Origin of the sequence: Gordonia sp. ALPHA1B1, assembly GCF_005502615.1 — a bacterium.
Lineage (GTDB): Bacteria > Actinomycetota > Actinomycetes > Mycobacteriales > Mycobacteriaceae > Gordonia > Gordonia hongkongensis.
Map to the genome: position 1 here is coordinate 90,454 of NZ_SCOC01000015.1, position 26,442 is coordinate 116,895.

The 26,442-nt window shown below is 68.5% G+C and carries 13 protein-coding genes; 11 read left to right on the top strand and 2 right to left on the bottom strand.

Annotated features, from left to right (window positions below):
• Positions 1-12 precede the first annotated feature (12 nt).
• From FFS52_RS12495 to FFS52_RS12545, 11 genes are all read left to right on the top strand, one after another.
• Positions 13-747, top strand: a complete 735-nt coding sequence (locus FFS52_RS12495; RefSeq protein WP_171011622.1) for a phosphatase PAP2 family protein — start codon at positions 13-15, stop codon at positions 745-747.
• Positions 744-1,655 carry a decaprenyl-phosphate phosphoribosyltransferase gene (locus FFS52_RS12500; protein WP_065631254.1) on the top strand — a complete coding sequence of 304 codons (912 nt, stop codon included), beginning with the start codon at positions 744-746 and terminating at the stop codon, positions 1,653-1,655. The genes FFS52_RS12495 and FFS52_RS12500 overlap by 4 nt, the downstream gene beginning before the upstream one ends.
• Positions 1,642-3,726, top strand: a complete 2,085-nt coding sequence (zomB, locus tag FFS52_RS12505) for a flagellar motor control protein ZomB (protein WP_137809880.1) — start codon at positions 1,642-1,644, stop codon at positions 3,724-3,726. The genes FFS52_RS12500 and zomB overlap by 14 nt, the downstream gene beginning before the upstream one ends.
• Before the next feature lie 382 nt (positions 3,727-4,108).
• Complete coding sequence (locus FFS52_RS12510) at positions 4,109-5,098, top strand: alpha/beta hydrolase family protein (RefSeq protein WP_004021369.1); 990 nt, start codon at positions 4,109-4,111, stop codon at positions 5,096-5,098.
• A 336-nt stretch (positions 5,099-5,434) separates the two neighbouring features.
• Complete coding sequence (locus FFS52_RS12515; protein ID WP_137809881.1) at positions 5,435-6,904, top strand: alpha/beta hydrolase-fold protein; 1,470 nt, start codon at positions 5,435-5,437, stop codon at positions 6,902-6,904.
• Between the two features lie 270 nt (positions 6,905-7,174).
• Complete coding sequence (locus FFS52_RS12520; RefSeq protein ID WP_137809882.1) at positions 7,175-7,711, top strand: DUF732 domain-containing protein; 537 nt, start codon at positions 7,175-7,177, stop codon at positions 7,709-7,711.
• Position 7,712: 1 nt separating this feature from the next.
• Entirely contained in the window at positions 7,713-8,726 is a 1,014-nt protein-coding gene (locus tag FFS52_RS12525; protein ID WP_068970994.1) for a cutinase family protein, read from the top strand.
• A gap of 234 nt (positions 8,727-8,960) precedes the next feature.
• Positions 8,961-9,971, top strand: coding sequence for an LLM class F420-dependent oxidoreductase (locus tag FFS52_RS12530; protein ID WP_068970993.1), 1,011 nt, complete (start codon positions 8,961-8,963; stop codon positions 9,969-9,971).
• A 258-nt stretch (positions 9,972-10,229) separates the two neighbouring features.
• The gene (fadD32, locus tag FFS52_RS12535; RefSeq protein WP_137809883.1) at positions 10,230-12,131 is read left to right on the top strand and encodes a long-chain-fatty-acid--AMP ligase FadD32; all 1,902 of its coding nucleotides are present in this window, start codon (positions 10,230-10,232) and stop codon (positions 12,129-12,131) included.
• Between the two features lie 116 nt (positions 12,132-12,247).
• The gene (gene pks13 / locus FFS52_RS12540; protein ID WP_137809884.1) at positions 12,248-17,602 is read left to right on the top strand and encodes a polyketide synthase Pks13; all 5,355 of its coding nucleotides are present in this window, start codon (positions 12,248-12,250) and stop codon (positions 17,600-17,602) included.
• Between the two features lie 50 nt (positions 17,603-17,652).
• Complete coding sequence (locus tag FFS52_RS12545) at positions 17,653-19,203, top strand: acyl-CoA carboxylase subunit beta (RefSeq protein WP_058250940.1); 1,551 nt, start codon at positions 17,653-17,655, stop codon at positions 19,201-19,203.
• 270 nt (positions 19,204-19,473) lie between these two features.
• On the opposite strand, the gene FFS52_RS12550 is transcribed toward FFS52_RS12545, so the two are convergent.
• Together FFS52_RS12550 and FFS52_RS12555 are read right to left on the bottom strand one after the other, a co-directional pair.
• Positions 19,474-22,956 (bottom strand): arabinosyltransferase domain-containing protein, encoded by a 3,483-nt coding sequence (locus FFS52_RS12550; RefSeq protein ID WP_137809885.1) that lies wholly within the window; start codon positions 22,954-22,956, stop codon positions 19,474-19,476.
• Positions 22,949-26,359, bottom strand: a complete 3,411-nt coding sequence (locus FFS52_RS12555; protein WP_137809886.1) for an arabinosyltransferase domain-containing protein — start codon at positions 26,357-26,359, stop codon at positions 22,949-22,951. The genes FFS52_RS12550 and FFS52_RS12555 overlap by 8 nt, the downstream gene beginning before the upstream one ends.
• Positions 26,360-26,442: the final 83 nt, after the last annotated feature.

Below are 26,442 nucleotides of genomic sequence, written 5' to 3' on the forward strand. Positions count from 1 at the left end.
GGCGACACGGTCCTGGAGGACCGTGCGGAGACGGGGAAGGTCCCGGCCGACGACACCCCGCGTCCCCTGAACGGCGAGGAGAAGGCGCTGGTCGCCATCCAGGCCGGGCTCGGCGCCCGCCCGGGCGTCCGCCCGGCCGCGCGCGGACTGTCGCACGTGGGCGAGCACGCGCTGGGCTGGCTCGCGATCTCGGGGGCCGGGTGGGCCCTGGCCCGCCGCCGCGGTGACGTACGGGCGCAACAGCTCTGGCTCGAGGCGGGAGTGGGCGCCTTCGGCGCGCACGCCGCGTCGGTGATCATCAAGCGGATCGTGCGCCGCCCGCGGCCCGCACACCCGGCGATCGCCATCGGGGTGTCGACGCCGAGCAAACTGAGTTTCCCGTCCTCACACGCCACCTCGACCACCGCGGCCGCGATCCTCATCGGCCGCGCCGCCGGCTGGGACCCGAAGGTGCTGCCCGCTGTGCTGGTCCCGCCGATGCTGCTGTCCCGACTGGTGCTGGGCGTGCACTACCCGACCGACGTCACCGCGGGTGCCGCGATCGGTGCCGCGAGCGCAGCGGCGGTCATCGTGGGCGATAAGGTGCTGCTCGAACCCACCCGGAATGACCAGGAGTCCGGACGTGCCCGCCGCGCGGCGCGCGTCCTGGCCCGGCTCGGCCTGACGGCCGCGGTCCCCGGCGGGACGCTGCGTCTTGCCGCGTCCCCCGTCATCGCGCGGGTGACACGACACAGGGAGAGTGCATGAGCGAGGAGCCGATCGAGCACGGGAAGGTTCTCGGACCGCCGAAGAACCTGACGTCCGGGCTGATCAAGGCCGTCCGGCCGCGGCAGTGGGTCAAGAACGTCCTGGTGCTCGCCGCTCCGCTCGCCGCGGGCAACATCACCGACGTCTCGGTGCTGGGCTCCGCCGGTATCGCCTTCGTCGCCTTCTGCCTCGCCGCGTCGAGCATCTACCTGGTCAACGACGCGATGGACGTCGAGTCCGACCGCAACCACCCGACCAAGCGGTTCCGGCCGATCGCGGCCGGCGTCGTCCCGGTGACCCTGGCCTATGTCCTCGCCGCCGTCCTCCTCGTCGGCTCGATCGGCATCGCGTTCCTCGCCAACTGGCAGACGGCCGTCGTCATCGCCATCTACCTGGTGATCCAGCTCGGCTACTGCTTCGGCCTGAAGAACCAGGCCGTCATCGACATCTGCATCGTGTCGTCGGGCTTCCTGCTGCGCGCCATCGCCGGTGGTGTCGCCGCCGAGATCGTGCTGTCGCAGTGGTTCCTGCTCGTGATGGCCTTCGGGTCGCTCTTCATGGCGGCGGGTAAGCGCTACGCCGAACTCCAGCTCGCCGAACGCACGGGCGCCAAGATCCGTAAGGCCCTCGAGTACTACACGACCACCTACCTGCGCTTCGTGTGGACCCTGTCGGCCACCGCGGTCGTGATCTTCTACGGCCTGTGGGCCTTCGACAAGGGCGACACCAACGTCGCGTACGCCATCTCGATGGTGCCGTTCACCGTGGCGATCCTCCGCTACGCCGTCGACGTCGACGGGGGTGCCGCGGGCGAACCCGAGGAGATCGCGCTCGGCGATCGTGTCCTGCAGCTGCTCGCCGTGGCGTGGCTGGTGTGTGTGGGTGTCGCGGTCTATGCAGTCAATTGATGAGTCGCCAACCGGATTCCGGGCGCTGACGACCGGCCGCACCAAGGTCGCGGCCGTCAGTTTCGTCGTCGGGGCCGCCGTCGTCACGACGTTCTTCGCGATCGGTGCGTGGCAGCGCCGGTGGATCGCCGACGACGGACTCATCGTCCTGCGGACGCTGCGCAACCTCTTCGCCGGCAACGGTCCGGTCTTCAACGCCGGGGAGCGGGTCGAGGCGAACACCTCGACCGCCTGGACCTACCTGCTGTGGTTCTGGGCGTGGATCACCGACGGTCAACTCGAGTACGTCGCGCTCTGGGTGGCGCTGGTCTGCTCGGTCGCCGCGATCCCGATCGCGATGTACGGCAGCGCGCGCCTGTTCGGGACACGCATCGGCGGGCTCACCGGCGACGGCTGGACCCTGCTGCTGCCGTTCGGCGCGGTCATCTACATCGCCATCCCGCCCGCGCGCGACTTCGCCACGAGCGGGCTCGAGAACGGACTCTGCATCTTCTGGGCGGCCGTCCTGTGGTGCCAGCTCGTCGCCTGGGCGCGGCGCGGCCCGCACACGAGCCGCAGGAGCGCGGCGGTCACGCTCGTACTCGCCTTCACCGCCGGTCTGGCGCCGCTCATCCGGCCCGAACTGGCGATCCTCGGCGGCCTCGTCCTGCTGCTGGTGTTCTTCGCGCCCCTCGGCTGGAGGATGCGTCTGGGCGTCGTCGTGGTCGCGGGGACTCTGCCGGTCGGCTACCAGATCTTCCGCATGGGCTACTACGCCCTGCTGGTTCCCAATCCCGCGGTCGCGAAGGACGCCAGCGGTGCCAAGTGGGACCAGGGCTTCGCCTATCTGACCAATCTCTTCGGCCCGTACGTGCTCGTGCTGCCGGTCGTCCTGGCGGCGGTGGCCGGGGTGCTGCTGGTCGTCGGCGGCCGCATGCGGTCGAAGAGGGCCGACGCCACGGGTGCCGACGCGACCGCGGATTCGGTTGACGCAACGGCCGACTCGACGACGGACACCCGGTCGACGCGCCTCGCCGGATGGTCGCGCCGGCTGCAGTCCTCGACCGCGGTCGTGACCGTCGTGGTCCTCGCCGGCATCGTGCTGATCGTCTACTGGATGCGTCAGGGCGGCGACTTCATGCACGGCCGGGTGCTGCTCGTTCCGGTCTTCATCACCCTGTTGCCCTTGATGGTCGTCCCGGTGACGATTCCCGCCCACGTCGGTGCGGCGTTCCGTCGCCGGCCGTCGACGGACTCCGAGTCCGTGATCTCCGACCCGGTGGACGACGCGGCTCCGGCGCCCGAATTCAGCCCCGCCGACCGCCGGCGCGCGCGGGCCCAACTGGTCGGCGCGGTGGCCATGAGCGCCATGTGGATCACCGTCGTGGTGTGGGCGGTCTCCACCCACGCCAACGTGCTGCCGAACGCGGGCATCGACATCGGCCGCAGCGGCATCGTCGACGAGCGCCGCTTCTACGTCACCAACATGGGCAACGAGAATCCCGTGACCGCCGAGGATTACCTCGACTACCCGCGCATGAGCGCGATGGTCGAGAAGATCGACGAGTACCGCGAGGACGGCGGCGTCATCCTGCCGTCGTTCAACTACGACGAGTGGTACGTGGCGCAACTTCCCGCCGTGATGCCGAAGGGTGCCGAGCGGCAGGTGACCGTCTACTTCCTCAACCTCGGCATGACGAGCATGAACGCCCCGCTGGATGTGCGCGTCATCGACCAGATGGGTCTGGCGTACCCGCTCGCCGCGCACACCGAGCGTCTCGAGGACGGCCGTATCGGCCACGACAAGATCCTGCCGAGCGAGTGGGTCGTCGCCGAGGCCGGGGCATACCCGCGCCGCCCCGTGCTGCCCGGTTATCTCGACGAGGACCTGGTCCGTCAGGCCCAGGTGGCGCTGCAGTGCCCGGAGACCAAGGACCGGTTCGCCTCGTTCGAGGCACCGTGGTCCTTCGACCGCTTCAAGCACAACCTGCGTCAGGCGTTCACCTTCAACAGCTACCGCATCCAGCGTGAGCCGGAGTACGAGATCCAGCGCTGCGGCCTGGAGATGCCACCGCCGGTGAACCCACGCTAGTTACGCGCGCCCGGGCGCGGCACCCAACCACACGACACCAAGAGAATCCCGAGAAAACGCGGGGTCGAACCTGTGGAGTTGCCGTCGAACATCTCGGATCGGTAACGTCCCCGTGGGCGCGGCCGATAGAAAGGTCGTGACTGAGGCGTTCTGAACTGCTGGGACGCCGAAGTGACGGGGGTTGTGATCGCGATCACATGGTTTGTCACGTTCGGGGGCATCGAATAGGCTCGCCGACGGTGAATCGCATGCGAGAACGACTCGTGAACGACGTCGCGCCGCGCAATGAGCCGGGGGACGAAAAATGTGTGACGCACAAGGACCGGTAGGCCACCGGGGACCATGAGTTCCGGCCGATCGGCTGAAGAGGGAGATTCTGTACATGCGTGAAGCTGCCACCGAGGCGCCGAGGCCTGCGCGCAACCGGATGAGCAACCGGTTGATCGCCGCTTTCGTCGCCATCCTGACAGTTGTGGGACTGACCGGTGTCGTCGCCGGCCAGGCCAACGCCCGGATCGGCGGAACGCAGGTCGGCAAGCAGGAGTTCTGGGTCAACGGCTGCGGGATGCCGAACGTCAAGGTCCGCGCCTGGAAGAAGCCCGGCAACTACAAGACCGTCATCCTCCTCGACGGCATGCGCGCCCAGTACGACTACAGCGGCTGGGAGATCAACACCAACGTCCAGGAGATGGTGAAGTCCGGCGTCAACGTCGTCGAGCCCATCGGTGGACCCGCGAGCTTCTACACGGACTGGGACGCACCCAGCAACTTCAACCGGCAGCCCTACCGGTACCGCTGGAACTGTGTCATCAGCCGGACTCTCATCAGTGCGCTCGACGCCCGTGGCTTCCGCGTCGGACCGTCGAAGCGCTACGCCATCATGGGCCTGTCCATGGGTGGTAACGCCGCACTGGTCCTCGGTGCCCAGAACCGTCAGCACTTCGACCGCGCCGGCTCGCTCTCGGGTTACAACTTCCTGAGCGCGCCCGGCATGCGTACCGCGCTGCGCCTGGCGATGCTCGACGTCGACCCGAAGCCGTGGAACATCGACGCGATGTGGGGCCCGCCGTGGAGCATCCGCTGGTTCCAGAACGATCCCTTCTGGAACATCGGCCTGATGCGCGGAATGAAGGTGTTCGTCGGTTCCGGTAACGGTCTGTTCGGCCGCTACAACGCACTGCCCAACGTGTTCGACGACCTGTTCAAGGGTTCGACCCTCGAGCTGCTCGCCTTCACGCAGTCCAAGGCCTTCGAGGCCGCGGCCTTCGTCCAGGGCGTCCCGCTGATGACCTACTACGCCAACGGCACCCACGCCTGGGGCTACTGGCAGGACATGATCTGGAACGCCAAGAACCGCGGGTTCTTCCGCTGATCTGACATCGCCGGTCCGCCGGCTGCACGACGCCCCGCCCGGGTTTCCGGGCGGGGCGTCGTCGTGCGTGGGCGCACCCACCTGCTCCCTGAGGCGCGCCCGGAGCCTGCGGAGGGCGCGTCACGAAGGGTCTGGCGACCGAGGTTGCGAAGCAGGCCGGGATATCAACTGTCACACAAATCCCACGTGTCACAGCGTGGCGTGCGGACACGCCTCGCTGCGGCGTGTAAGAAACTCCTGAGGCGTTTGATACTCATGATGCACGTGTGACTGACGGGGAATCGGTCACGACGCTGCGGGCGCCGGCGTACAGGGGCGAAGGAGTTCTGGAGAGTGATGCGGCGAAACAGTGGTACAGGCAGGGTCGACGCGCGACCGGCTGACGCAGGACAGGGTGACGCGCGCCCGGCCGGTCGTCGGGCGACTCTTCGCCCGGTGACGGCGGCCGTGGTCGCGCTGGCGACCGCCGCGGTGCTCGTCATCGGCAACGGTCTCGCCGGCGCCGAGCCCGCTCCGGCGCCCGCGCCACCGAGCTCGCGCGCCCCGGTCGCCCCGGCGTCGGTGCCGGCCGCCCAGCCGGCGAGGGTGACGAACACCTACTGGTACACCGACCGGCGGGTGGCCCTGTGGGTCTACTCGCCGGCGATGAACACCAACATCCAGGTGCAGATCCTGCTGGCCCGTGACTGGCACGCGAAGCCGAAGGAGAAGTTCCCGCAGCTCACGATGCTCGACGGCCTGCGCGCGCAGGACGATCAGAGCGGCTGGATCATCAACACCAAGATCGTCGACTTCTACAAGGACAAGAACGTCAACGTCATCCTGCCGATCGGTGGCGAGTCGAGCTTCTACACCGACTGGAAGGAACCCGACCGCGGCAAGAACTACAAGTGGGAGACGTTCCTCATGCGGGAATTGCCGCCCATCCTGGAGAACGACTGGCGCTCCACCGACGTCCGCGGCATCGAGGGACTGTCGATGGGTGGCTCCGCGGCCATGATGCTGGCCGCGCGCAATCCCGGCTTCTACAAGTTCGCAGCGTCGTTCTCGGGGATCCTGCAGCTGAGTTCGTTCGGCATGCCGCAGGCCATCCAGTTCGCGGTGCGCGACGGTGGCGGCTACGACTCGATGAAGATGTTCGGTCCGCCGTCCGATCCGGCGTGGAAAGAGCACGACCCCTATCTGATGGTCGACAAACTGCAGGGCACGAGCCTGTACGTCTCCTCGGGCAACGGCATGGTCGGCCCGCACGACAAGCCGTCGGACATCCCGATGCTCGCGACCAACTATTCCGGCGTCGGACTCGAGATGCTGAGCCGCGTGACCTCGCAACAGTTCGCGATCCAGTTGAATCGCAAGGGGATTCCGGGCCAGGCGAACTACCGGCCGTCGGGCACCCACACCTGGCCGTACTGGGAGTTCGAGATGATGCAGGCGTGGCCGCAGGCCGCCGCGGCCCTCGGACTGTCGCGCGACGCGGTCGCATGCCGCGTCGACGGCGCCTTCCGCAAGGTCTGGGACGCCAACAAGGCGACGCTCGGGGGCTGCCTCACCCCGTCGTACCCGGTTGCCGGTGGCAAGGCACAGGACTTCGCCGGCGGACGCATGTTCACCGGCCCGAAGGGTCCGAAGATCGTCACCGGCGCGATCGGTGGCGCCTACGTCGCTGCCGGTGGACCGAGCGGACGTCTCGGCAAGCCGACGACCGACGAACTCCCGACCCGCGACGGCAAGGGCCGCGTCAACCACTTCGAGCATGGCCGGATCACCTGGACGGCGAAGGACGGCACCAAGGTCCTGAAGTGACGGTCAGAAGGAGGGGACGGGGCGCCGACGGTGCCCCAACCTCGACCCCACGTGTGTACGGCCTGAAACTTCGCTGAGGAATCGGACCGTTACCGCAGGTGGTGCTGGTGCGGCGGCCGGAACGGCCTCGCGCGGACGGTAGCCTGACGTGGTGTGCGATGCAGGGTGCCCCTGCGTTGCGATCGGCCGCAGGCCGGACGTGAGTGTCGCCGGACGAGACCGTCCGGCGGTGCGTTGATCTCGACCCGAAAGGTTCGGCAGGAAGTGGCGATGACAACGAAGTGTGTGCGGCTGGTGCTGGCCGTGACGGGCCTCGCTCTCGCGCTCGGGTCCGTGTCGGCCTGCGCCGATGACTCGACGGCGAGTGCGCCGATCACCAACAACCCGGTCACGACGACTTCGCTGTACTCGGCCGCTCCGTCGACGAGCGCGTCGCAGGGGTCCACATCCGAGGAGACCACCCCGTCCACGCCCGGCGGCACGTCGGACCTGCCGGCGACCGAACCGAACCCCAGTACGAAGGTCCCGGCCAGCTTCCCCGGACCCAGCGGCCAGCCGCTCGACGACAAGGCCCGCGCGTATCTCGCCGCGTTGAAGCAGCAGGACGTCACGTTCATGGGTGACAACGACAATTCAGTGGCCCTGACGATGGCGAAGTACGTCTGTGGAGCCAAGCAGAAGGGCACCGACCCGAGCATGGTGAAGGCCTTCGTCACCGCCTCCGTGGGTCCGGGGGCGGACAACGTCGAGGAAGCGAACTCGAAGGCCGACAAGGTCATCCGCGCGGCCGAACAGCACTACTGCTGACGTGGCCGCTCGACGCAACGCCGCGGGCCGCACCCGGAAGGGTCCCGTCCGGCGGCTCGGCGCCTTCGCGCTGCTCCTCCTCGCGCTCGCGGTCATCGCGATCGTGCTCATCGTCGTGCTGGTCCTGGTGTGGCTGGCTCCGGGACCCGCGCCGATCGGCCCCGGCGGGCCGTCGACGACCCCGCCGTCGAAAGAACGGCCGGATGCACAGCCGGCGGACTGCCCGGACGTCCTGACCGTCGTCGTGCCCGGGACCTGGGAGTCGAGCGCCGACGACGATCCGTACGCGCCGTCGGCGAATCCGAACTCGTTGATGCTGCGCGTGTCGCGTGCCCTCTCGAATGACTTCGACTCGTCCCGCAGCGAGATCTACACCGTTCCCTACACGGCGCAGTTCCGGAATCCGACCAACCTCGCCGACCGGCAGGCCGACTACAACGTGTCACGCACGCAGGGCTACAAGCGTGCGGCGGGCAAGATCATCTCCACCAACGAACGCTGCCCGCTGACGAGCTACGTGATCATGGGATTCAGTCAGGGTGCGGTCATCGCCGGCGATCTGGCCAGCAACATCGGCAACGGCCGGGGCGTGCTCGAGGACGGTGACCAGGATCTCGTGCTGGGCGTCGGGCTGATCGCCGACGGTCGGCGCCAACCTGGTGAGCAGAACGACATCGAGCCGAGCCCGAACGGCGTGGGTGCCGAGATCGCGCTCGGTGGCATGGGCAACCTCGTTCCCGGCATCTCCATGACCGGCCCGCGCACCGGCGGTTTCGGCGATCTCCGCGACCGGGTTCAATCCATCTGCGCCCCGGGCGATCTCATCTGTGACTCGCCGACGATCGTCAACCCGCTGGCGGCGGTGTCGAAGCTGGCGAACGCGGCGTCGAATCCCGTCCATGCGATGTACGCGACCACCCGCTACTGGGAGAACGACGGTCAGACCGCGACCCAGTGGATGTACGACTGGTCCAAGGATCTCATCGAGGGCGCACCCCAGCCGAAGCACAACTGACCGGCAACCTGCCGGTCACGGCTGGCCGGATAGAAGCGTCTCCAGACGCGACTCACCCGACCGCCCGCATCGTCGAACTAACCGGCCGGTAACCTCTTCTCGCGGCTGCGGCCGATTCGTTTGGCGGCGCCGTCACGCTGCATTAACGTGTTGGGCTGGCCCGAGGAACACCGCAGTGCGCCGCAGACGCCGCACGCGACCTCACCAGCCGGCGATCACGATGAGAGGACAGCGATGACGCAACCCCCGAGCGATGCCGGTGCCACCTCGGCCGGATTGCGGAAGTTCCGCTTCGGCGCGGGTGGTGAGGGCAACAAGGACGAGGGCGGTGCCCGCAAGTTCGTCAAGCTGGCGCAGACGGCCGAGGAATACGGCTACGACACCTTCGCGGTGCCCGACCACCTCGGCAACCAGGTCGGTCCGCTCGCGGCCCTCGGCGCGCTGACGCAGGCCACCAGCACGATCCGCCTCGCGACCTCGGTGCTGGCCAACGGCTGGCGTCATCCCGCCCTCCTCGCCAAGGAGGCCAACACGATCGACGTCCTGAGCAGGGGACGACTCGAGTTGGGCATCGGCGCCGGGTGGATGAAAGAGGAGTTCGACAAGGCCGGCATCGAATTCGAGTCGCCCGGCGTCCGGATCCGTCGCCTCGACGAGGCGCTGACCGTCCTCGACGGCCTGATGCGCGGGGAGACGGTGAACTTCGACGGCGAGTTCTATCAGATCAACGGCCTCGAGGGCAGTCCACGGCCGCGGCAGGGACCGCGTCCGCCGATCGCCGTCGGCGGCGGTGGACCCAAGATGCTCGCCCTGGCCGCCAAGCACGCCGACATCATCTCCGTCGCGCCCGGCACCACCACCGACGGCAAGATGAAGCTGTCCGACATGACCATCGAGAAGACCGCCGAGCGTGTCGACCGGATCCGGCAGGTCGCCGGCGACCGGTTCGACGAGCTCGAACTGAACTGGACGATCGCTGTCATCGTCATCACCGACGATCGGGTCGCCACCGCCGAGATGGCGCTGAAGGCGCTCGAACAGGGCTATCCGCCCAACATCGCGCACGACACCGAGTTCACCGTCGACGACGTGCTGACCTCGCCGTACATCGCGATCGGGAGCTTCGACGAGATCGCCGACCAGATCCGGGAGGTGCGCCGCCGCACCACCATGTCCTACGTAGGGGTGTTCCCCACGCAGATGGATGCTTTTGCGCCCGTGCTGGCGCAATTGAAGGGGGAGTAGGATGGCCGACGGTCTCGCGAGTCAACAGCGAGGTGACGGGGCGGTGAACCCGGGGGCGCGCGTCGAAGGGCGACGCGCGCTCATGCGAAGCCGAGCATGACGAACGCGAGTTTTTTCGTTGGGTAACTGGACGTGCGCTACCGTATCCCGCGGTCGGCACAGGACGTGGACAGCAGGACTGCGTGGTGGTGTCGTCAAGACCTCGCCGGAGAACTGCGCCCGCGTGGGGGAGTCCACGAGGGGGCACAGGAGTAATGAATGCTGAGTACTGAACTCGAAGACTTTCTCGATGAGACCGGGAACATCTCTTTCACCGAGGAAGCGACCCTGGTCGACTATGTCGAGCAGAACGTCCGCGAACAGGCCGACACACTGGCCTACCGGTTCATCGACTACAGCCGCGAACGCGATGGCGAGCCCCAGGATCTGACGTGGGCGCAGTTCGGCAAGCGACTCCGCGCCGTTGCAGCACGTCTGCAGCAGGTCACCAAGCCGGGCGACCGCGTGGCGATCCTCGCGCCGCAGTCGCTGGAGTACGTGATCGGGTTCTTCGCGGCGCTCTACGCCAGCAACGTCGCCGTCCCGCTGTTCTCTCCGGACGAGCCCGGACACACCGACCGACTGCACGCGGTCCTCGACGACTGCAAGCCGACCGCGATCCTCACCTCGACGAAGTCCGCCGAGGCGGTGCGTGACTTCTTCGCGCCGCTGCCGGCCAAGGAGCGTCCGCGCGTCATCGCCGTCGACGCCGTCCCGGATTCGGTCGGGTCGAGCTGGGTGGCACCGGTCGCCGGTCAGGACCACAACAAGGACACCGTCGCCTACCTGCAGTACACCTCGGGTTCGACGCGCGTCCCGGCCGGTGTGGAGATCACCTATCAGGCGGTCGCCGCGAACGTGCTGCAGATCTCCGACACCATCGGCATCGATCGCGAGGCCCGCGGCGTCACCTGGCTGCCGATGTTCCACGACATGGGTCTGCTCACCGTGATCCTGCCCGCGCTCGGCGGCCGCTACATCACGATCATGAGCCCGCAGGCATTCGTGCGCCGTCCCGGTCGCTGGATCAAGGAGCTCGCCGCCGCCGCCGACGGCGCGGAGACCTTCGCCGCGGCTCCCAACTTCGCCTTCGAGCACGCCGCCGCGCGCGGTCTGCCGAAGGAGGGCGAGGAGCTCGACCTCTCCAACGTCATCGGTCTGATCAACGGGTCGGAGCCGGTCACGGTCAGCTCGATGAAGAAGTTCAACGAGGCGTTCGCGCCGTACGGGCTGCCGAAGACGGCGATCAAGCCCTGTTACGGCATGGCCGAGGCCACGCTGTTCGTGTCCGCGACGCAGCGCGAGAACGAGGCGAAGGTCGTCTATGTCGACCGCGACGACCTCAACGCCGGCAGTTTCACCCTCGTCGAGTCCGACGCGCCCAACGCGGTCGCGCAGGTGTCGTGTGGTCAGGTCGCGGTGAGCCAGTGGGCCACCATCGTCGACACCGAGACGGCGACCGAACAGCCCGACGGCCATGTCGGGGAGATCTGGTTGCACGGTCTGAACATCGGCGCCGGCTACTGGAACAAGCCGGAGGAGACCGAGGAGACATTCCACAACAAGCTGGTCACCCCGCTCCCGGAGAACAGTCACGCCGAGGGTGCGCCCGCGGACGCGATCTGGATGCGCACCGGCGACTTCGGGGTCTGGCTCGACGGTGAGCTCTACATCACCGGGCGAGTCAAGGACCTGGTGATCGTCGACGGCCGCAACCACTACCCGCAGGACCTCGAGTACAGCGCGCAGGAAGCCAGCGACGCGCTGCGCCCCGGCTTCGTCGCCGCGTTCTCGGTGCCGGCCAATCAGTTGCCGGGCGAGGTGTTCGAGTTCGCCGGCAGCGGCTTGAAGCCCGACACCGACGACGCGTCCGAGCAGTTGGTCATCGTCGCCGAGCGCGGACCCGGCCGCAAGGCCGACCCGCAGGAGGTCGCCGACACCGTGCGTGCCGCGGTGGCCCAGCGTCATGGCGTGATGGTCCGTGACGTCCTGCTGGTCCCGGCCGGCTCGATCCCGCGCACGTCGTCGGGCAAGATCGCGCGGCGCGCGACCCGTGCGGCCTACATCGACGGCAGTCTCCGGGGCGGCTACAAGCAGACGGCGTTCCCGGACGCCGAGTAGCGAATCTGCGGACCCGGGCGGGGTGAGTGCGTCGAGTTGCCGCGCCCGGACACCCCGCGGGCTGATAATGCACCCGGCACCAGTTCAGGTGCCCCGAGATCAGTAGTCTGGAAGCGATGTCTGAACTGAATACCGACGAGGCCCGCAGTATCGATTCCGCCGCGGCCGGCACCGACGGCGAGACCGCCGGTGACCTCACTGTCGACCAGCTTCGTGATTGGCTGCGCGAGTGGGTGTCACAGGCGACCGGGCTCCCCGTCGAGCAGATCGCCGTCGACCGTCCCATGGAGGAGCTCGGTCTCTCGTCCCGCGACGCCGTGGCGCTCGCCGCCGACGTCGAGGACAAGACCGGGGTGATCCTCACCGCGACGGTCGTCTACAACCATCCGACGATCGCCACGCTCGCGCAGCGCATCATCGAGGGCGACCCCGACGAGGGCGCCGACGGCGACGCGGACACCTTCTGGCGGCGCGAGCGCACCGCGGACGACGACATCGCGATCGTCGGGCTGTCGACCCGGTTCCCGAAGTCGGGCACGACGCCCGAGTCGACGTGGGACGCGCTCATCGCCGGCGTCGACGGTGTCTCGGACCTGCCCGCGGATCGGTGGTCGGAGTTCCGGTCCGATCCCCGGCTCGTCGAGATCCTCGACGCGGCCAACACCAAGGGCGGCTACCTCGACGACGTCCGCACCTTCGACGCCGACTTCTTCCAGATGAGCCCGCGCGAGGTCGAGATGGTCGACCCGCAGCAGCGTCTCGCGCTCGAGCTGACCTGGGAGGCACTCGAGCACGCGCACATCCCGCCGAGCGATCTCAAGGGCGCTCCGGTCGGTGTGTTCATCGGCTCCTCCACGAACGACTACCAGCTGCTGGCGACCCTCGGCCTGAGCGAGGGCGCCGAGGACACCGCCGCGTATGCGCTGACCGGCACCTCCACCGCGATCGTCGCGAACCGGGTGTCCTACTTCTACGACTTCCGCGGACCGTCGATCGCCCTCGACACCGCGTGCTCGTCGTCGCTGGTGGCCGTCCATCAGGCCGTCCGCAGCCTGCGGACCGGCGAATCCGACCTCGCGCTGGCCGGCGGCGTCAACCTGATCATCAACCCGGCGGCGACGCTCGGTTTCGACAAGATCGGCGCCCAGGCGGCGGACGGACACGTGAAGGCGTTCTCCGCCGACGCGGACGGATTCATCCGCGCCGAGGGCGGCGGACTGTTCGTCCTGAAGCGACTGTCCGACGCGCGTCGTGACGGCGACGACGTCCTCGCGGTCATCGCGGGCTCGGCGGTCAACAGCGACGGTCGCTCGAACGGCCTGCCGGCCCCGAACCCCGAGGCGCAGGTCGACGTCCTGCGGGACGCCTATGCCGACGCCGCGATCGATCCGCGCACCGTCGACTACGTGGAGGCCCACGGCACCGGGACCATCCTCGGCGATCCCATCGAGGCCGACGCCCTGGGCCGCGTGGTCGGTCGCGGACGCCTCCCCGGCTCGCCGATGCTGCTCGGGTCGGTCAAGACGAACTACGGCCACATGGAGTCGGCCGCGGGCGCGGGTGCGCTGGCCAAGGTCGTCCTCGCGATGCAGCACGGCACCATCCCGGCGTCGCTGAACTACAGCGGCCCCAACCCGTACATCCAGTTCGACGCCAACAATCTCAAGGTCATCCCGGAGGCCACCGAGTGGCCGCGCTATTCCGGTCATGCCGTCGCCGGTGTCTCCGGATTCGGTTTCGGCGGCACCAACGCGCACGTCGTCGTCCGCGAGGTGCGGCCCGAGGATCTCGCGCCGGAGTCCGCGCCCGCAGGCGATGCGGGCGCATCCGAGTTGCCGGCGTCGGCGTCGCTGCCGGGAGAGCCTGACCGTTCCCCGCTGGTTGAGCCTGTCGAAACCGATGATGAGTTCCTCACCGAGGCCGAGCGCGCCGTGCTCGCCGCGCAGGCGAAGAACATCGATCCGGTGATCGAGGAGACCGCGCCGGATCCGACCGCCGGGTTCGCACCGTGCGCGGTCGAGGGTTCGGTTGTGCCGCTGGTCATCTCGGGCTTCCTGCCGTCGCGTCGGCGCAAGACCGCCGCGGACCTGCTCGAGTGGCTCGAGTCCGACGAGGGACGGTCGACGCCGCTCGCCGACATCGGCCGCGCGCTGGCACACCGCAATCACGGACGCTCGCGCGCCGTCGTCATGGCCCGTACGCACGACGACGCGATCACCGGTGTCCGCGCGGTGGCCGAGGGCAAGAGCAATCCGCTTGTCTACTCGTCGGATTCGCCCGACGCCGCGTCCGCGGTCTGGCTGCTCTCCGGCTTCGGTTCGCAGCACCGCAAGATGGCCAAGCAGCTCTACACCGAGAATCCGATCTTCGCCAAGTACGTCGACCGGGTCGACGAGCTGGTGCAGAACGAGCTCGGGTACTCGATCGCGGAGATGTTCGTCGACGACGAGCAGACCTACGGCATCGAGCAGAGCCAGGTCGGCATCTACACGATCCAGGTCGCGCTCGCCGACACCCTGCGGCACCACGGCGCCGAACCCGGTGTGCTCGTGCCGCATTCGATGGGCGAGGCTTCGGCCGCGTACATCAGCGGCGGTCTCTCGCTCGAAGACGCGACCCGGGTGATCTGCCAGCGCTCGCGCCTGATGGGCGAGGGCGAGTCGATGCTCCAGGGCGACGACATCCGCCTGATGGCGCTCGTCGAGTACAGCGCCGAGGACATCACCGACGTCCTCACCGACTACCCCGACCTCGAGATCTGTGTCTACGCCGCTCCGACGCACACCGTCATCGGCGGACCGGAGTCGCAGGTCGACGCCATCGTCGAGCGTGCCGAGAAGGAGGGCAAGCTCGGACGCAAACTGGCGACCAAGGGCGCCAGCCACACCTCGCAGATGGACCCGCTCCTGGGCGAGCTGGCCTACGAACTCACCGGTATCACGCCGTTGCGGCCCACCACCGGGTTCTACAGCTCGGTCGACCGCGAGGTCTTCTACCGCGCCGGTCACGAACCCGTCCACACGATCGACTACTTCACCAAGGGGCTGCGCCACAGCGTGTGGTTCAGCCAGGCGATCGCGAAGTCGGTGGAGAACGGCCACCGCACCTTCCTGGAGCTCTCGCCGAACCCGGCCGTTCTGATCTCCGTTGCCGCGGTGACCTTCTCGGCTGGGCTGCACGACGCCGAGCTCATCGAGACGCTGCGGCGTAAGGAGGACGAGAGCTACGGACTCGTCAACGCGCTGATGAAGCTCTACGTGCACGGACATCCGGTCGACGTCGCGTCGCTGTTCGGTCGCGGTGGTCACGCGGCCATTCCGCGTACCCGCTTCGAGCGCAAGGAGTTCTGGCTCACCGCGAAGATCTCCTCGGGCGGCTCGGCCGGCACGGTCCCGGGATCGCACGTGGCACTGCCCGACGGCCGTCACGCCTGGGAGGTCAAAGCGGTCGCGGTCACCGATCCGCGTGAACTGGTGCGTGCCGCGGCGGCCCAGGTCCTGGCGAATGCGGCTGTCGGGGCGTCGGTCGCGCACAGCGCCATCCCGGCATCGGGAACCCTCACGACGACGCTGAGCCCGCATCCCGGCGGTGCGGCGGTGACCGTGCACGCCAAGGCGGACAAGAACTTCCAGCTGTTGTTCGAGGCGGCGGTGACCGGCGACCTCGACGACACCGCAGGTGAGGTCACGGCCGCGCCGGCAGCTCCGGCACGGTCCGGTGCCGAGGTGTTCGCCGATGACACGGTGGTCGTCGAGGACGACGTCGTCGACGACATCGGCAACCGATGGAGTCCCGAATCCGGTGAGACGGTGGGTGATCGGCTCGCGATCATCGTCGGCGAGTCCATGGGCTACGACCCCGAGGACCTGCCGCGCGAGATCCCGCTGATCGAGCTCGGTCTCGACTCGCTGATGGCGGTGCGGATCAAGAACCGCGTCGAGTACGAGTTCGACATCCCGCAGCTGCAACTGCAGGCGATGCGCCAGGCGAACCTCGCCGACGTCGAGAAGTTCGTCGACTTCGCGGTGACGCATCGCGATCAGCTCGACGATCTCGCCCAGAATGCCGCCGGCGGTGGCGAACTCGACACCGCCGCGCTCAATGCCTACATCGACGAGCAGAACGCCGGCGGTGGTGAGTCGGCGGCCTCCGCACCGGCCGGTCAGTCCGACGAGCCCGGCGAGCAGTCGCCGGAGCCGAAGCGGCACATCGCCGAGGATCTGGCCGACGTCGAGCAGGCGGTCGCGAACTCGCCCGAACCGGAGGTGTCGTCACGCGAGGAGGCGGTCGAGGAGTCGGCCGCTCCCGCGGCAACCCCGAAGCCGGCCACCGACATCACCTCGCAGCGGGCCGTCGCCGAGGCGGCCGGCTCGGACGTGCCGCCGCGGGATGCCGCCGAGCGCTTGACCTTCGGCACGTACGCGGTGGTCACCAAGGCCTCGGCCGGCGGCATCTTCAACAAGCTGCCGGTGCTGTCGGAGGACGTGGCCCAGCAGCTCACCGATCGCCTCAACGAGCGCACCGGCGGGGATCTCGACGTCGAGGACATCCTCGACTCCGAGACGATCGAGGAGATGTCGAACTACGTGCGCGAGCATCTCGATGCCGGCGCGTCGACCGACGGGTTCCTGCGCTACCTGCGCCTCGTCCCGGACGGCAAGAAGGTCTATGACCCGTCCGCCGGCGATCCGACGCCGATCCTGCTGTTCCATCCCGCGGGCGGGAACACCTCCGCCTACGAGGCGCTGCTGAAGCGTCTGCCGGCGGACCGGCCCGTCATCGGCTTCGACCGTGGAGTCGAGGGATCGATCGAAGACCGTGTGCGCGAATACCTTCCGCGCCTGCGTGAGCTGCAGCCGAACGGCCCGTACGTGCTGGTCGGCTGGTCCTTCGGCGGTGCGCTCGCCTATGGCGTCGCGCAACTCCTGCGTGAGGCCGGGGAAGAAGTTGCCTTCGTGGGCCTCATCGACGTGGTGCGCCCTCGCGCGGACATGACCGAGACGCCGGACAGCAAGCGGGCGCGGCTCGAGCGCTGGAAGGAGTTCGCGATCCGCAACTACGACCTCGACCCCGATGTTCCGATCCCGATGGATCGGCTCGTCGAGGCCGACGACGAGGGGCAGTTCGCGATCATCATGGAGATGATGTCGATGTCGGGCACCAAGATCCCCGGCGGCATCATCGAACACCAGCGGACCTCGTTCATCGAGAACCGCGTGCTGAGCAGCATCGCGCCGGAACCCTACGACGGCAAGGTCGTGCTGTACCGGGCCGACAAGATGCACGCCGGCGCCGTCGAACTCGAACCGCAGTGGGCCGAGATCGACGAAGACGGCCGCTGGGGTGAGGTCGTCGACGACCTGGAGATCATCCACGTCGGCGGTGACCACCTCTCGATCGTCGACGAGCCGTACATCGCCAAGATCGGCAACGACCTGGCCGCGCGGGTCGGACGGCTCGATGAGCAGTAGCGGCACGGCTGCTCATCGTCAATCAGTGGTCGCGTAGAAAGTGAGACACCGTGGCTGACACCACCGCAGGCAAGCTCGCCGACCTCCGTCAGAAGTTGGAGGCCGCTCGTGAGCCGGGAGGCGAGAAGGCGCTCGCGAAACGCGCGGCGAAGGGGATCTGTTCTCCGCGTGAGCGTCTGAGCATGCTCTTCGATCCCGGGACCTTCGTCGAGATCGGTGCGCTGGCGAAGATGCCGGGTGCGGCCGAGAGTGGTTACGGCGACGGCGTGGTCACCGGACACGGGCTGGTGCACGGGCGCCCGGTGGCGGCATTCTCCCACGACCAGTCGGTCTTCGGCGGAACCGTCGGTGAGATGTTCGGCCGCAAGGTCGCCTCGCTGATGGAGTGGGCGGGCAAGATCGGCTGCCCGATGGTCGGTATCAACGACTCGGCCGGTGCGCGGATCCAGGATGCCGTGACCTCACTCGCGTGGTACGCCGAGATGGGTCGCCGCAACGATCTGCTCTCCGGTCTCGCGCCGCAGATCTCGGTGATCCTGGGCAAGTGCGCCGGCGGCGCGGTCTACACCCCCGCCAACACCGACATCCTGGTGGCCGTCGAGGACAAGTCGTACATGTTCGTGACCGGACCCGATGTGCTGAAACAGGTGAACGGCGAGGAGATCTCGGCCGAGGACCTCGGCAGCGCGCACAATCAGGCGCGGTGGGGCAACATCCATCACGTCGCCCCCGACGAGAAGTCCGCGTTCGACTGGGTCCGTGAGTACCTGCAGTACATGCCGTCGAGTGCCTACGAGCGGCCGCCCGTCGTCAACCCGGGTCTCGAGCCGGAGATCACCGAGTCCGATCTGTCGCTCAACGACTTCATGCCCGACAACGACAACGCCGGGTACGACATGCACGACATCATCATCAAGCTGTTCGACGACGGCGCCTTCCACGAGGTGGGAGAGTTGTTCGCGCCCAACATCATCACCGGGTACGCACGGGTCGACGGCCGGTCGGTGGGTGTGGTCGCCAATCAGCCGAGCGTGATGTCGGGTGTGCTCGACACCGACTCGTCGGAGAAGGCAACGCGTTTCGTGCGCATCTGCAACGCCTTCAGCATCCCGTTGGTGTTCCTGGTGGACACCCCGGGCATCCTCCCGGGTCTCGCGGAGGAGCAGAAGGGCACCATCCGACGCTCCGGCCGCTTCCTGTACGCCTACGTCGAAGCCGATGTCCCCAAGGTGACCGTCGTGCTGCGCAAGGCTTACGGCGGCGCCTACGCGGTGATGGGCAGCAAGCACCTCGGTGCCGACGTCAACTTCGCCTGGCCGACAGCGAAGATCGCGGTGATGGGCGCCGAGTCGGCGGCCGCGGTGCTGACCCGACGTCAGACCGAAGGTCTCTCGGCCGCCGAGGCGGACAAGATCCGCCGCGAGTTCATCGACTTCTACAACACGATGATGGCCACTCCTTACCTCGCCGCCGAGCGTGGCTACGTCGACGCGGTCATCGAACCCGCCGAGACCCGGTTGCAGCTCCGGAAGGCGTTGGCGCAGTTGCGCGACAAGGAGGTCCTCAAGACCCCGCGCAAGCATTTCCTGATGCCGATCTAGCGACGGGCCTCGCTCCGCTCTGAGGTGCGAGCGCAACCTGTACCTCCTCCGCTCCCAATCCGAGAGGATCACAGCCCCCCTGCTCCCTGAGGAGCGAGCTTGCGAGCGTCACGAAGGGTCTTGGTGACCTCGGGTCGCGAAGACCCTTCGTGACGCGCCCTCCGCAAGCTCCGGGCGCTCCTCAGGGAGCAGGAGTAGACGCGCCCTCCGCAAGGTCCGGGCGCTCCTCGGGGAGCAGAGTGCGTGGTAGTGCGCGGGTAGCAGGACTGCCTAGTTCTTCACCGCCCGCATCGGTCCCGGTGTCCAGAGTCCGTGGTGGGTGTCGGTGGTGATGGTCAGTTCGGCGTCGGTCTGCGGGAGGATCGGGGTGAGGCTCTGGAGCATGCCCCAGTCCTTGGCCCAGTCGTTGCGCAGGTACGACGGGTACACGCGCGGCCGCAACTCGTTCTCGATGATGCCGAGCGGGCCACCGGAGTCGCCGGCCATCCAGCGCTGGGAGTTGACCCGTTCGCCTTCGCGGTCCGGCGAGATCCGCCACTCCGGTGTCTCCAGAACCCCGTACTTCACCTGGGCGGGACGCTGACACGGGAAGGCGAGACCTGCCTCCCAGTCGATGAGCACCGGATCCTCGCTGCCCACCAGCGAATTCAGCGTCACCATCGACGAGACGCGTGGCGGGGTGACGGCCAGCCACTGGTCGCGCAGCGTCGAGGTGTCCTCGGCGAGAACGCGGACCACCGTCGCGCCCGGGGGCGCCTGGTCCATCGGGAAGCGCAGGTTGCGCCACTCGGGGGCACCACCGATGTCGAGCGGCACCATCTGACCGGCCGGTGCCACCGTGCCGTCCGGCGCGACGCGGCCGAACTGCAGTCGCACTCGCTGTCCGGGCCGGGTGACGGCGAGGTCGTCGATGTACTCGACCTGCCCCGCCACCGACATCGTGACGAGCGGCTGCTCGCCGGAGGGGTTCTCCGGCAACTGATACCAGTCGGACGTGAGGCGTCCGGTGCCGCTGGGGGAGTTGTAGGTTCCGAGGACCGGGGTCTGGCTCGGTGACAGACCGAACGGCAGCTTCACGGTCGACCCGTTGACGCCGGCCTGGGCGGTCTGCCCACCGCTGGTGTCGCTGGAACCGGTCGTGGTGTCGGTCTCGGCGCTGGTTCCGTCCTCGGTCGGATCGGACTGGGTGCGGTCGACTTCCGCGGTCGAGGTGCCTGACGAGGACTCCTCGGCCTCCTCTTCGGTCTCCTCGGACAGGTCCGACGCCACTCCGTTGGGGTCGAACCCTTCCATCCCGGTTCCGGCCAGCGCGGCGCCCGGCGACGGGTTGTCCTGTCCCGCCACTCGCGCGGGCGACAGCAGTCCGGCGTTCGGATCGTCCTCCACCAGTACGGCGTCGGCGAGCGCGCACGGCTGTCCTTGGAGCGCGTTGACGTTCGAGCTCAGCCACGACCACGAATTGCGCTGCGTCCAGTCCGCTTTCGCGAATGACACCAGGGTGAACAGCAGCATGATGGTCGACACGACGATGATCGACGGGCTGCGGAGTCGGGCGAACACCGACCGCGACGTACCGGTCCGGACGGCGTCGTCGACGTAGTCGTCGCGGAAGTGTTGCCACAGACCGAGAGCGGTCAGCGCCACCGCCACCGCGAGGATCCCGGTCCAGAGCGGAATGCCCCGGACGTCGGGAACCGCGTCCCGCCAGGGGATTCCGTAGCTGCCGACGTACCACCACTGGTTGCGTCCGGAGAATGCGAGCGCCAGAACATATGCGCAGGCGGCGGCGAACAGGGTCCGGTTGCGGCGACGACGCATGATCGTGCGATCGGCGCAGGCGGTTGCCACCGCGGCGAGCGCGCCGCCGATCGCGGCGTACACGCCGAGCTGGTGGGTCCACTTGGTCGGCAGGAATGCCATCAGCACGGCCGAGCCGGCGACCATGGCGACCAGACGCCACGTGGGTGCGGTGGCGATGCCGGGCAGGCGGCGCCGATTGAGCAGCATGACCACGACCAGGACGAAGCAGGTGAACACGATGAGAATGCCGAAACGCCGGGCGATTCCGCCGTCGGCGGTGGGGTTCATCAGCATGTAGTAGCGCATCGGCTCTTCCCACCACTTGTTGGTGGGGCCGACCTGCCCGTTGACCGAGACCGCCTCCAGGATCGGTGCCAGCGGCTGGTCGGCGAAGATCTCGAACATCACCGCGAGCCCGGCGGCGAGGATCGGGAGGAGAAGCGGCCACAGACCGTCGCGCTTGCGGCGCACCGCGAGACGTTTGATCAGCGGCCGGATGCCGGCGATCAGGGCGATCGAGGCGATGACGCCGGTGGGATGGATGGTGAGGGTGAACGCCGCGGAGATGATGCCGATCGTCAGCGGGAAGAACCGGCCGGTGGCGATCGCGCGCTCGACGCACACCCAGGTGAAGATGGTGCCCAGCGCGATGAGCGGTTCGACGCGCAGTCCGTTGTTGTACGGCATCCACACCGCCAGGAAGACCAGGGCGGCAGCCCAGATCGCCGGCGTCGACTCGCGGACGGCCCGCCCGAGGCGGGGGATCGCGGCCCGGCTGATCAACCACCACGACGCCATCGCGAACAGGAACGGCAGCAATCGCAACCACGGCGTCGCGGTGCTGATCTCCATCCACGCCGACAGGTAGTGGTAGTGCCAACCGAACGGATCCTGCGGGACACCGAAGTAGCGGTAGTAGTTGTCGAGATAACCGGCCTCGCCGGCGATCCGGCCGACCGTCACCTGGTATCCGTCGTCGGCAGTGTTGCCGCCGACGAACAGCCAGATCAGCAGCACCAGGGTGACGACTCCGTCGACCGGGCGTACGCGCCACCAGCCCGCCGGGAAGATCTTGTGATGGCCGCGCGCGTCGCGGGCGTCGAGGACCGCCAGCGCGGCAAGGGAGAGGATCGTCGACGCGATGCCGAGGACCAGCAGCCAGAACTTGAGTGTCGTGGGCGTGGAGACGAACCGGGTGTCGATGGTCGACCGGAAGGAGAGTCCGTCGGTGCTGACGTCGGCCGGAAGGCTCGAGTACACACCGATGATCTGCGGCCGGGCGTTGGGATCCCGCAGATCGAAGGACCGGACGGCGCCGGTGTCATCGTCATTCGGCGCGCTCGCTCCGCTCCCGGCGCCGGCGGCGTTCTCCGGCAGGCCCTGGATCGACCCCCGCGTGCCCTCGGTGTCGGATTCGACGACGATCCGGCAGTCCGGCGCCGACTGTGCGGCCGCGCGAGGAGTGTTGAGCAGCACGACGTTTCGTTGCACGACCTGGAGCGAGTCGGCGGTGGCCCGGACGAAGAGGCCGACCTTGCCTGCCTCCGCGCCGCCTTCGGGCACCGTCGACAACAGCACTCCGCCGGACGCGGGCAAGGACGCGCCGAGTGCACACGGAACCGTGACGTCCATCGAGACCGGGACGAACGACACGTTCGGTGCGGCGACGTTCGCCACCGAACCCTGTTGCGGCCAGGTCAGTTCGGCCTTGGTGTAGTCGACCGGCAGGAACGGGCTGAGCAGTGCGAGCAGGATGCCCACGATGCCCGCGGTCATCGCGACGATACGCGCGGTGCCGGCGTGGCGTTCGGCGAAGCCCGGGCGGCGGTCGCTCACGAATGGCGCGGTGTCGGCGGGACTTCGGGAAGAAGTGTCGGTGTCTGCCACGTCTGCCTGGTTCTCTCCGGTGTGCCGCGTCGCCGGTTCGGCGTGCGAGTGGTCGGGGTCAGTCATCTTCGGGCACCACCCTGATCGGGCCGGGGCGCGACCATCCCCAGGTGGTCGACGTTCCCGTCTGCACGTCCGCGGGTCGCGCCTGCGGCACCAGCGGGGTCAGGCGCTGCAGGTTGCCCCACTCGCGGTACCAGTCGTCGTCGAGGTAGGTGGCGAGGGTCGACGGCCGCGTGAGCGCCTCCACCGGCGCCAGCAGGCCGCCGTCCTCGGTGGCCATCCAGGTCTTGGACTGCGAGTTGGCGATCCACGACTCGGGCAGGATGCGCCACTGCGGGAGGTCGAAGACGCCGTGGTGGGCGGTCATCGGACGCTGGCACGGGAACACCGCGCCGGCGGCGAAGTCGATGAGCACGGGATCGGTGGAGCCGACGACGGTCTGCAGGGTCTGCAGCACCGGGGCCCGCGGCGGGGTGATCGCGAGCCACTGGTCCGGGTCGAGGTTGTTGTCCCGGGCGACGATTCGCATCACGGTCGCGTCAGCGGGAACGCGGTCCATCGGGATGCGCAGGTTTCGCCACGGGCGGTTGGTCCGCTCGGGGTCGATCGGGATCGCGGGCGCGCCGACCTCCTCGAACTGTCCGTTGGCAGGAACATTCGGCCCGCTCGCTTCGCTCCCGGCGCCGGCTTCGGACTCCCTACCGAACTGAACCTCCAACGCCTGCCCGAAGTTCGGGACGCCGTCCCGGTCGAGCGTGAAGACCGCGCCGGCGGCGGTGATGACGATCAGCGGTGAGGAGTCGCGGGCGGGCAGGCGATACCAACCGGTGGTCAGAGTGGCCTGGCCGCTGTTGGTCTCGTGGCTGCCCAGCACGGGTGTGGTCGCCGGATCGAGGCCGAATGGCAGTGCCGCGGTGCTGCCGTTGACGCCGCGAGGCCCGACGCCGCCGGTGGTTCCCGGGTTGCTGCCGTAGACGATGAACGTCTTCGACAGGTCCGCGGAGGTGTTCATCGCGCCGGGTTTCTGGGCGCCGGCCTGCGGTGTGAGGTCCGGCTTCACCCCGTCGGGACGGAATCCCTCGGATTGCCCCTGCAGCGTCGACGACGCCGTGCCGCCGTCCGCGGGTGCCAGCATGCCCCGGTTCGGGTCGGGCTCGACGAGCACGGAATCGGCCATCGCGCAGGTGTTTCCGCGCGCGGAGTCGAGATTGGCGGACAGCATCGTGAAGGTGTCCGCGCGGCTGGTCGCGGCCTTCGCGAACACCGCGAGTTCACTGACGACGATGAGGACGGCGATCACCGCGATCGGTGCGGACGCGACCCCGATGCGCCAGCCGGCGGGCGCGGCACCGCGGTCATGTGCGAGGCCGGTCTCGTCGACGAAGTCCATCCGGAGGTGTTGCCAGATGGCGAACAGCAATGCCACCACCGCGAGCGCGAGGAGCACGGTCGACACCTGGATCCCGGCGACGACAGGTGCCTTGTCGAACCAGGCGATGCCGAAGTTGTAGGGCCACGGCCAGGCGTTCTTGCCCGCCGCTGCGGCCGCGCACGCCACCAGCAGCCCGGCGACCAGGATCGACAGATTGCGGAGCGTGCGGCGTGCCGCCTGCCCGATCGCCACGCAGGCGACGGCGGCCAGCGCCGCGCCGAGGCCGGCGAAGATGCCGAACTGGATGGTCCACTTCGTCGGCGTGAACGACAGGAACAGGATCGTCAGCAGGGAGGCGCCCAGTGCCCGCCACACCGCGCCCGGATCGAGGCCGTCGATCCGCTTGCGGCGCAACATGATCGCCAGGACGACGAACATGGACACGGCGAACAGGAGCACCGGGATGCGGCGGGCCAGGGCGCCGTCGGTGGTGTTCACCGCGAGGAAGTAGTAGCGCAGGAGTTCCTGATACCACGCCAGCGTCGGACCGACCGAGTAACGGATCCGCAGGGCCTCGAAGACGGTCGCGAGGGTCTGGTCGCGGAAGACGATGATGACGACCAGCGCCACTCCGGCGAGGAGCGGGGCGAGCAGCGGCAGGAGCCCGTCTTCGGCGCGGCGTCGGACCAGGATGCGGAGCATGGGCCGGGCGCTCGCGATGAGCAGGGCGAGCGCGACGAGACCATGCGGGGCCAGGGCGAGCGTCAGCGCCGCGGTGAATGCGGCGATGACGGCCGGCAGCATTCGTCGCGTCGAGACCGTGACCTCCACCGCCCACCAGGTCGCCAGGGTGCCGAGGACGATGATTCCCTCGCTGCGCAGCCCCGAACACATCGGGAGCCAGAACGCGAGGAAGACCGCCGCGCCGGTGAGCATCGCCCACTGCGACCGCCGCACGGCGCCACCCAGGCGGGGCAGGAGAACTCGGCTGAGGATGAACCAGGCGGCCAGGCCCGCGAAAAGCGACGGGAGCCGCATCCACAGGCCGGTCGTCGAGATGGTCGACCAGTACGCCAGGAAGTTGTAGTACCAGTCGAACGGTGCCTCGGGGATGCCGTAGAAGCGGTAGTAGTTCGCGAGATATCCGGCGTCGGCGGCGTTGCGCCCCATGTTGAGGATGTAACCGTCGTCGGGTGACCCCGCCCCGAGGAAGTGCCAGACCACCAGCGTCACCGTCACGCCGATGTCGGTGGGGCCGGGCCGCAGGACCCGGCGCCACCGGAGGCGCCGGCCGACTCGTCGGTGATAGCCGTGGATGCGGTCGAGGCGTCCGACGGCCACGAGCGCGACGATCGCGGCTCCGACACCGACGACCATCACCACCCACTTGAGGATCGACGGCGACGAGTCGAAGCGATCGTCGATCTCGAGGCGGACGTCGACACCCGGGGCGGCCCGGAGCTGTTCGGGCGTGAGGTCGGTGAAGATGCCGGCGATCTGCGGGTTCGACGCCGGTTCGGCGAGGCCGACGGCGCCGCCGCCCGCGATCGCCGGTCCCGGGGGCAGACCGACGAACTGCGCGCCGGTCGTCGTGGCGTCGGAGAAGATGCGGAGTTCGGTACAACCGGCCAGCGCGTCCCGCGGCACCGAGGCAAGCGTCTTGTTGCGGTTGGTGACGGATACACCGTTCGCGTCGGCGACGACGAACAGCCCGTTGTCCCGCGCTTTCACCGCGGCCGCGGGCATCGTCGACAGCACAACGGTCGACGAGTCGGCGGGGGTCGTCGACAGCACGCGACACGGGATCGAGATGTCGACGTTCCGTGCGGTCTGCGCCACGAGCGGAGCCGTGACCGATGCCGAGGTGTCGGTCTGTTGTGGCCACGTGATCGACGCCGTCGAGGTGCTGACGGGCAGGAACGGGGTCAGGACGCCGGCGACGACGGCGATGAGCCCGGCGACCGCGGCGACGAGCGCGACGGTGCGGGACTGCGGTGCGCCGGACGCACGCTGGGCAGCAGCTCCAACGGTGGTGTCGGCGTTGCCAGCGGACACTTCAGGCGACTTCGGCACAGGCGCATCGTAGTCAGCCATGCTGTGACAAACCCAAATCCCCTGACCGGATAGCTGGATGTGGCTTGGGTGGCTTCGACACGGCTCCTCGCTGCGCTCGTCAC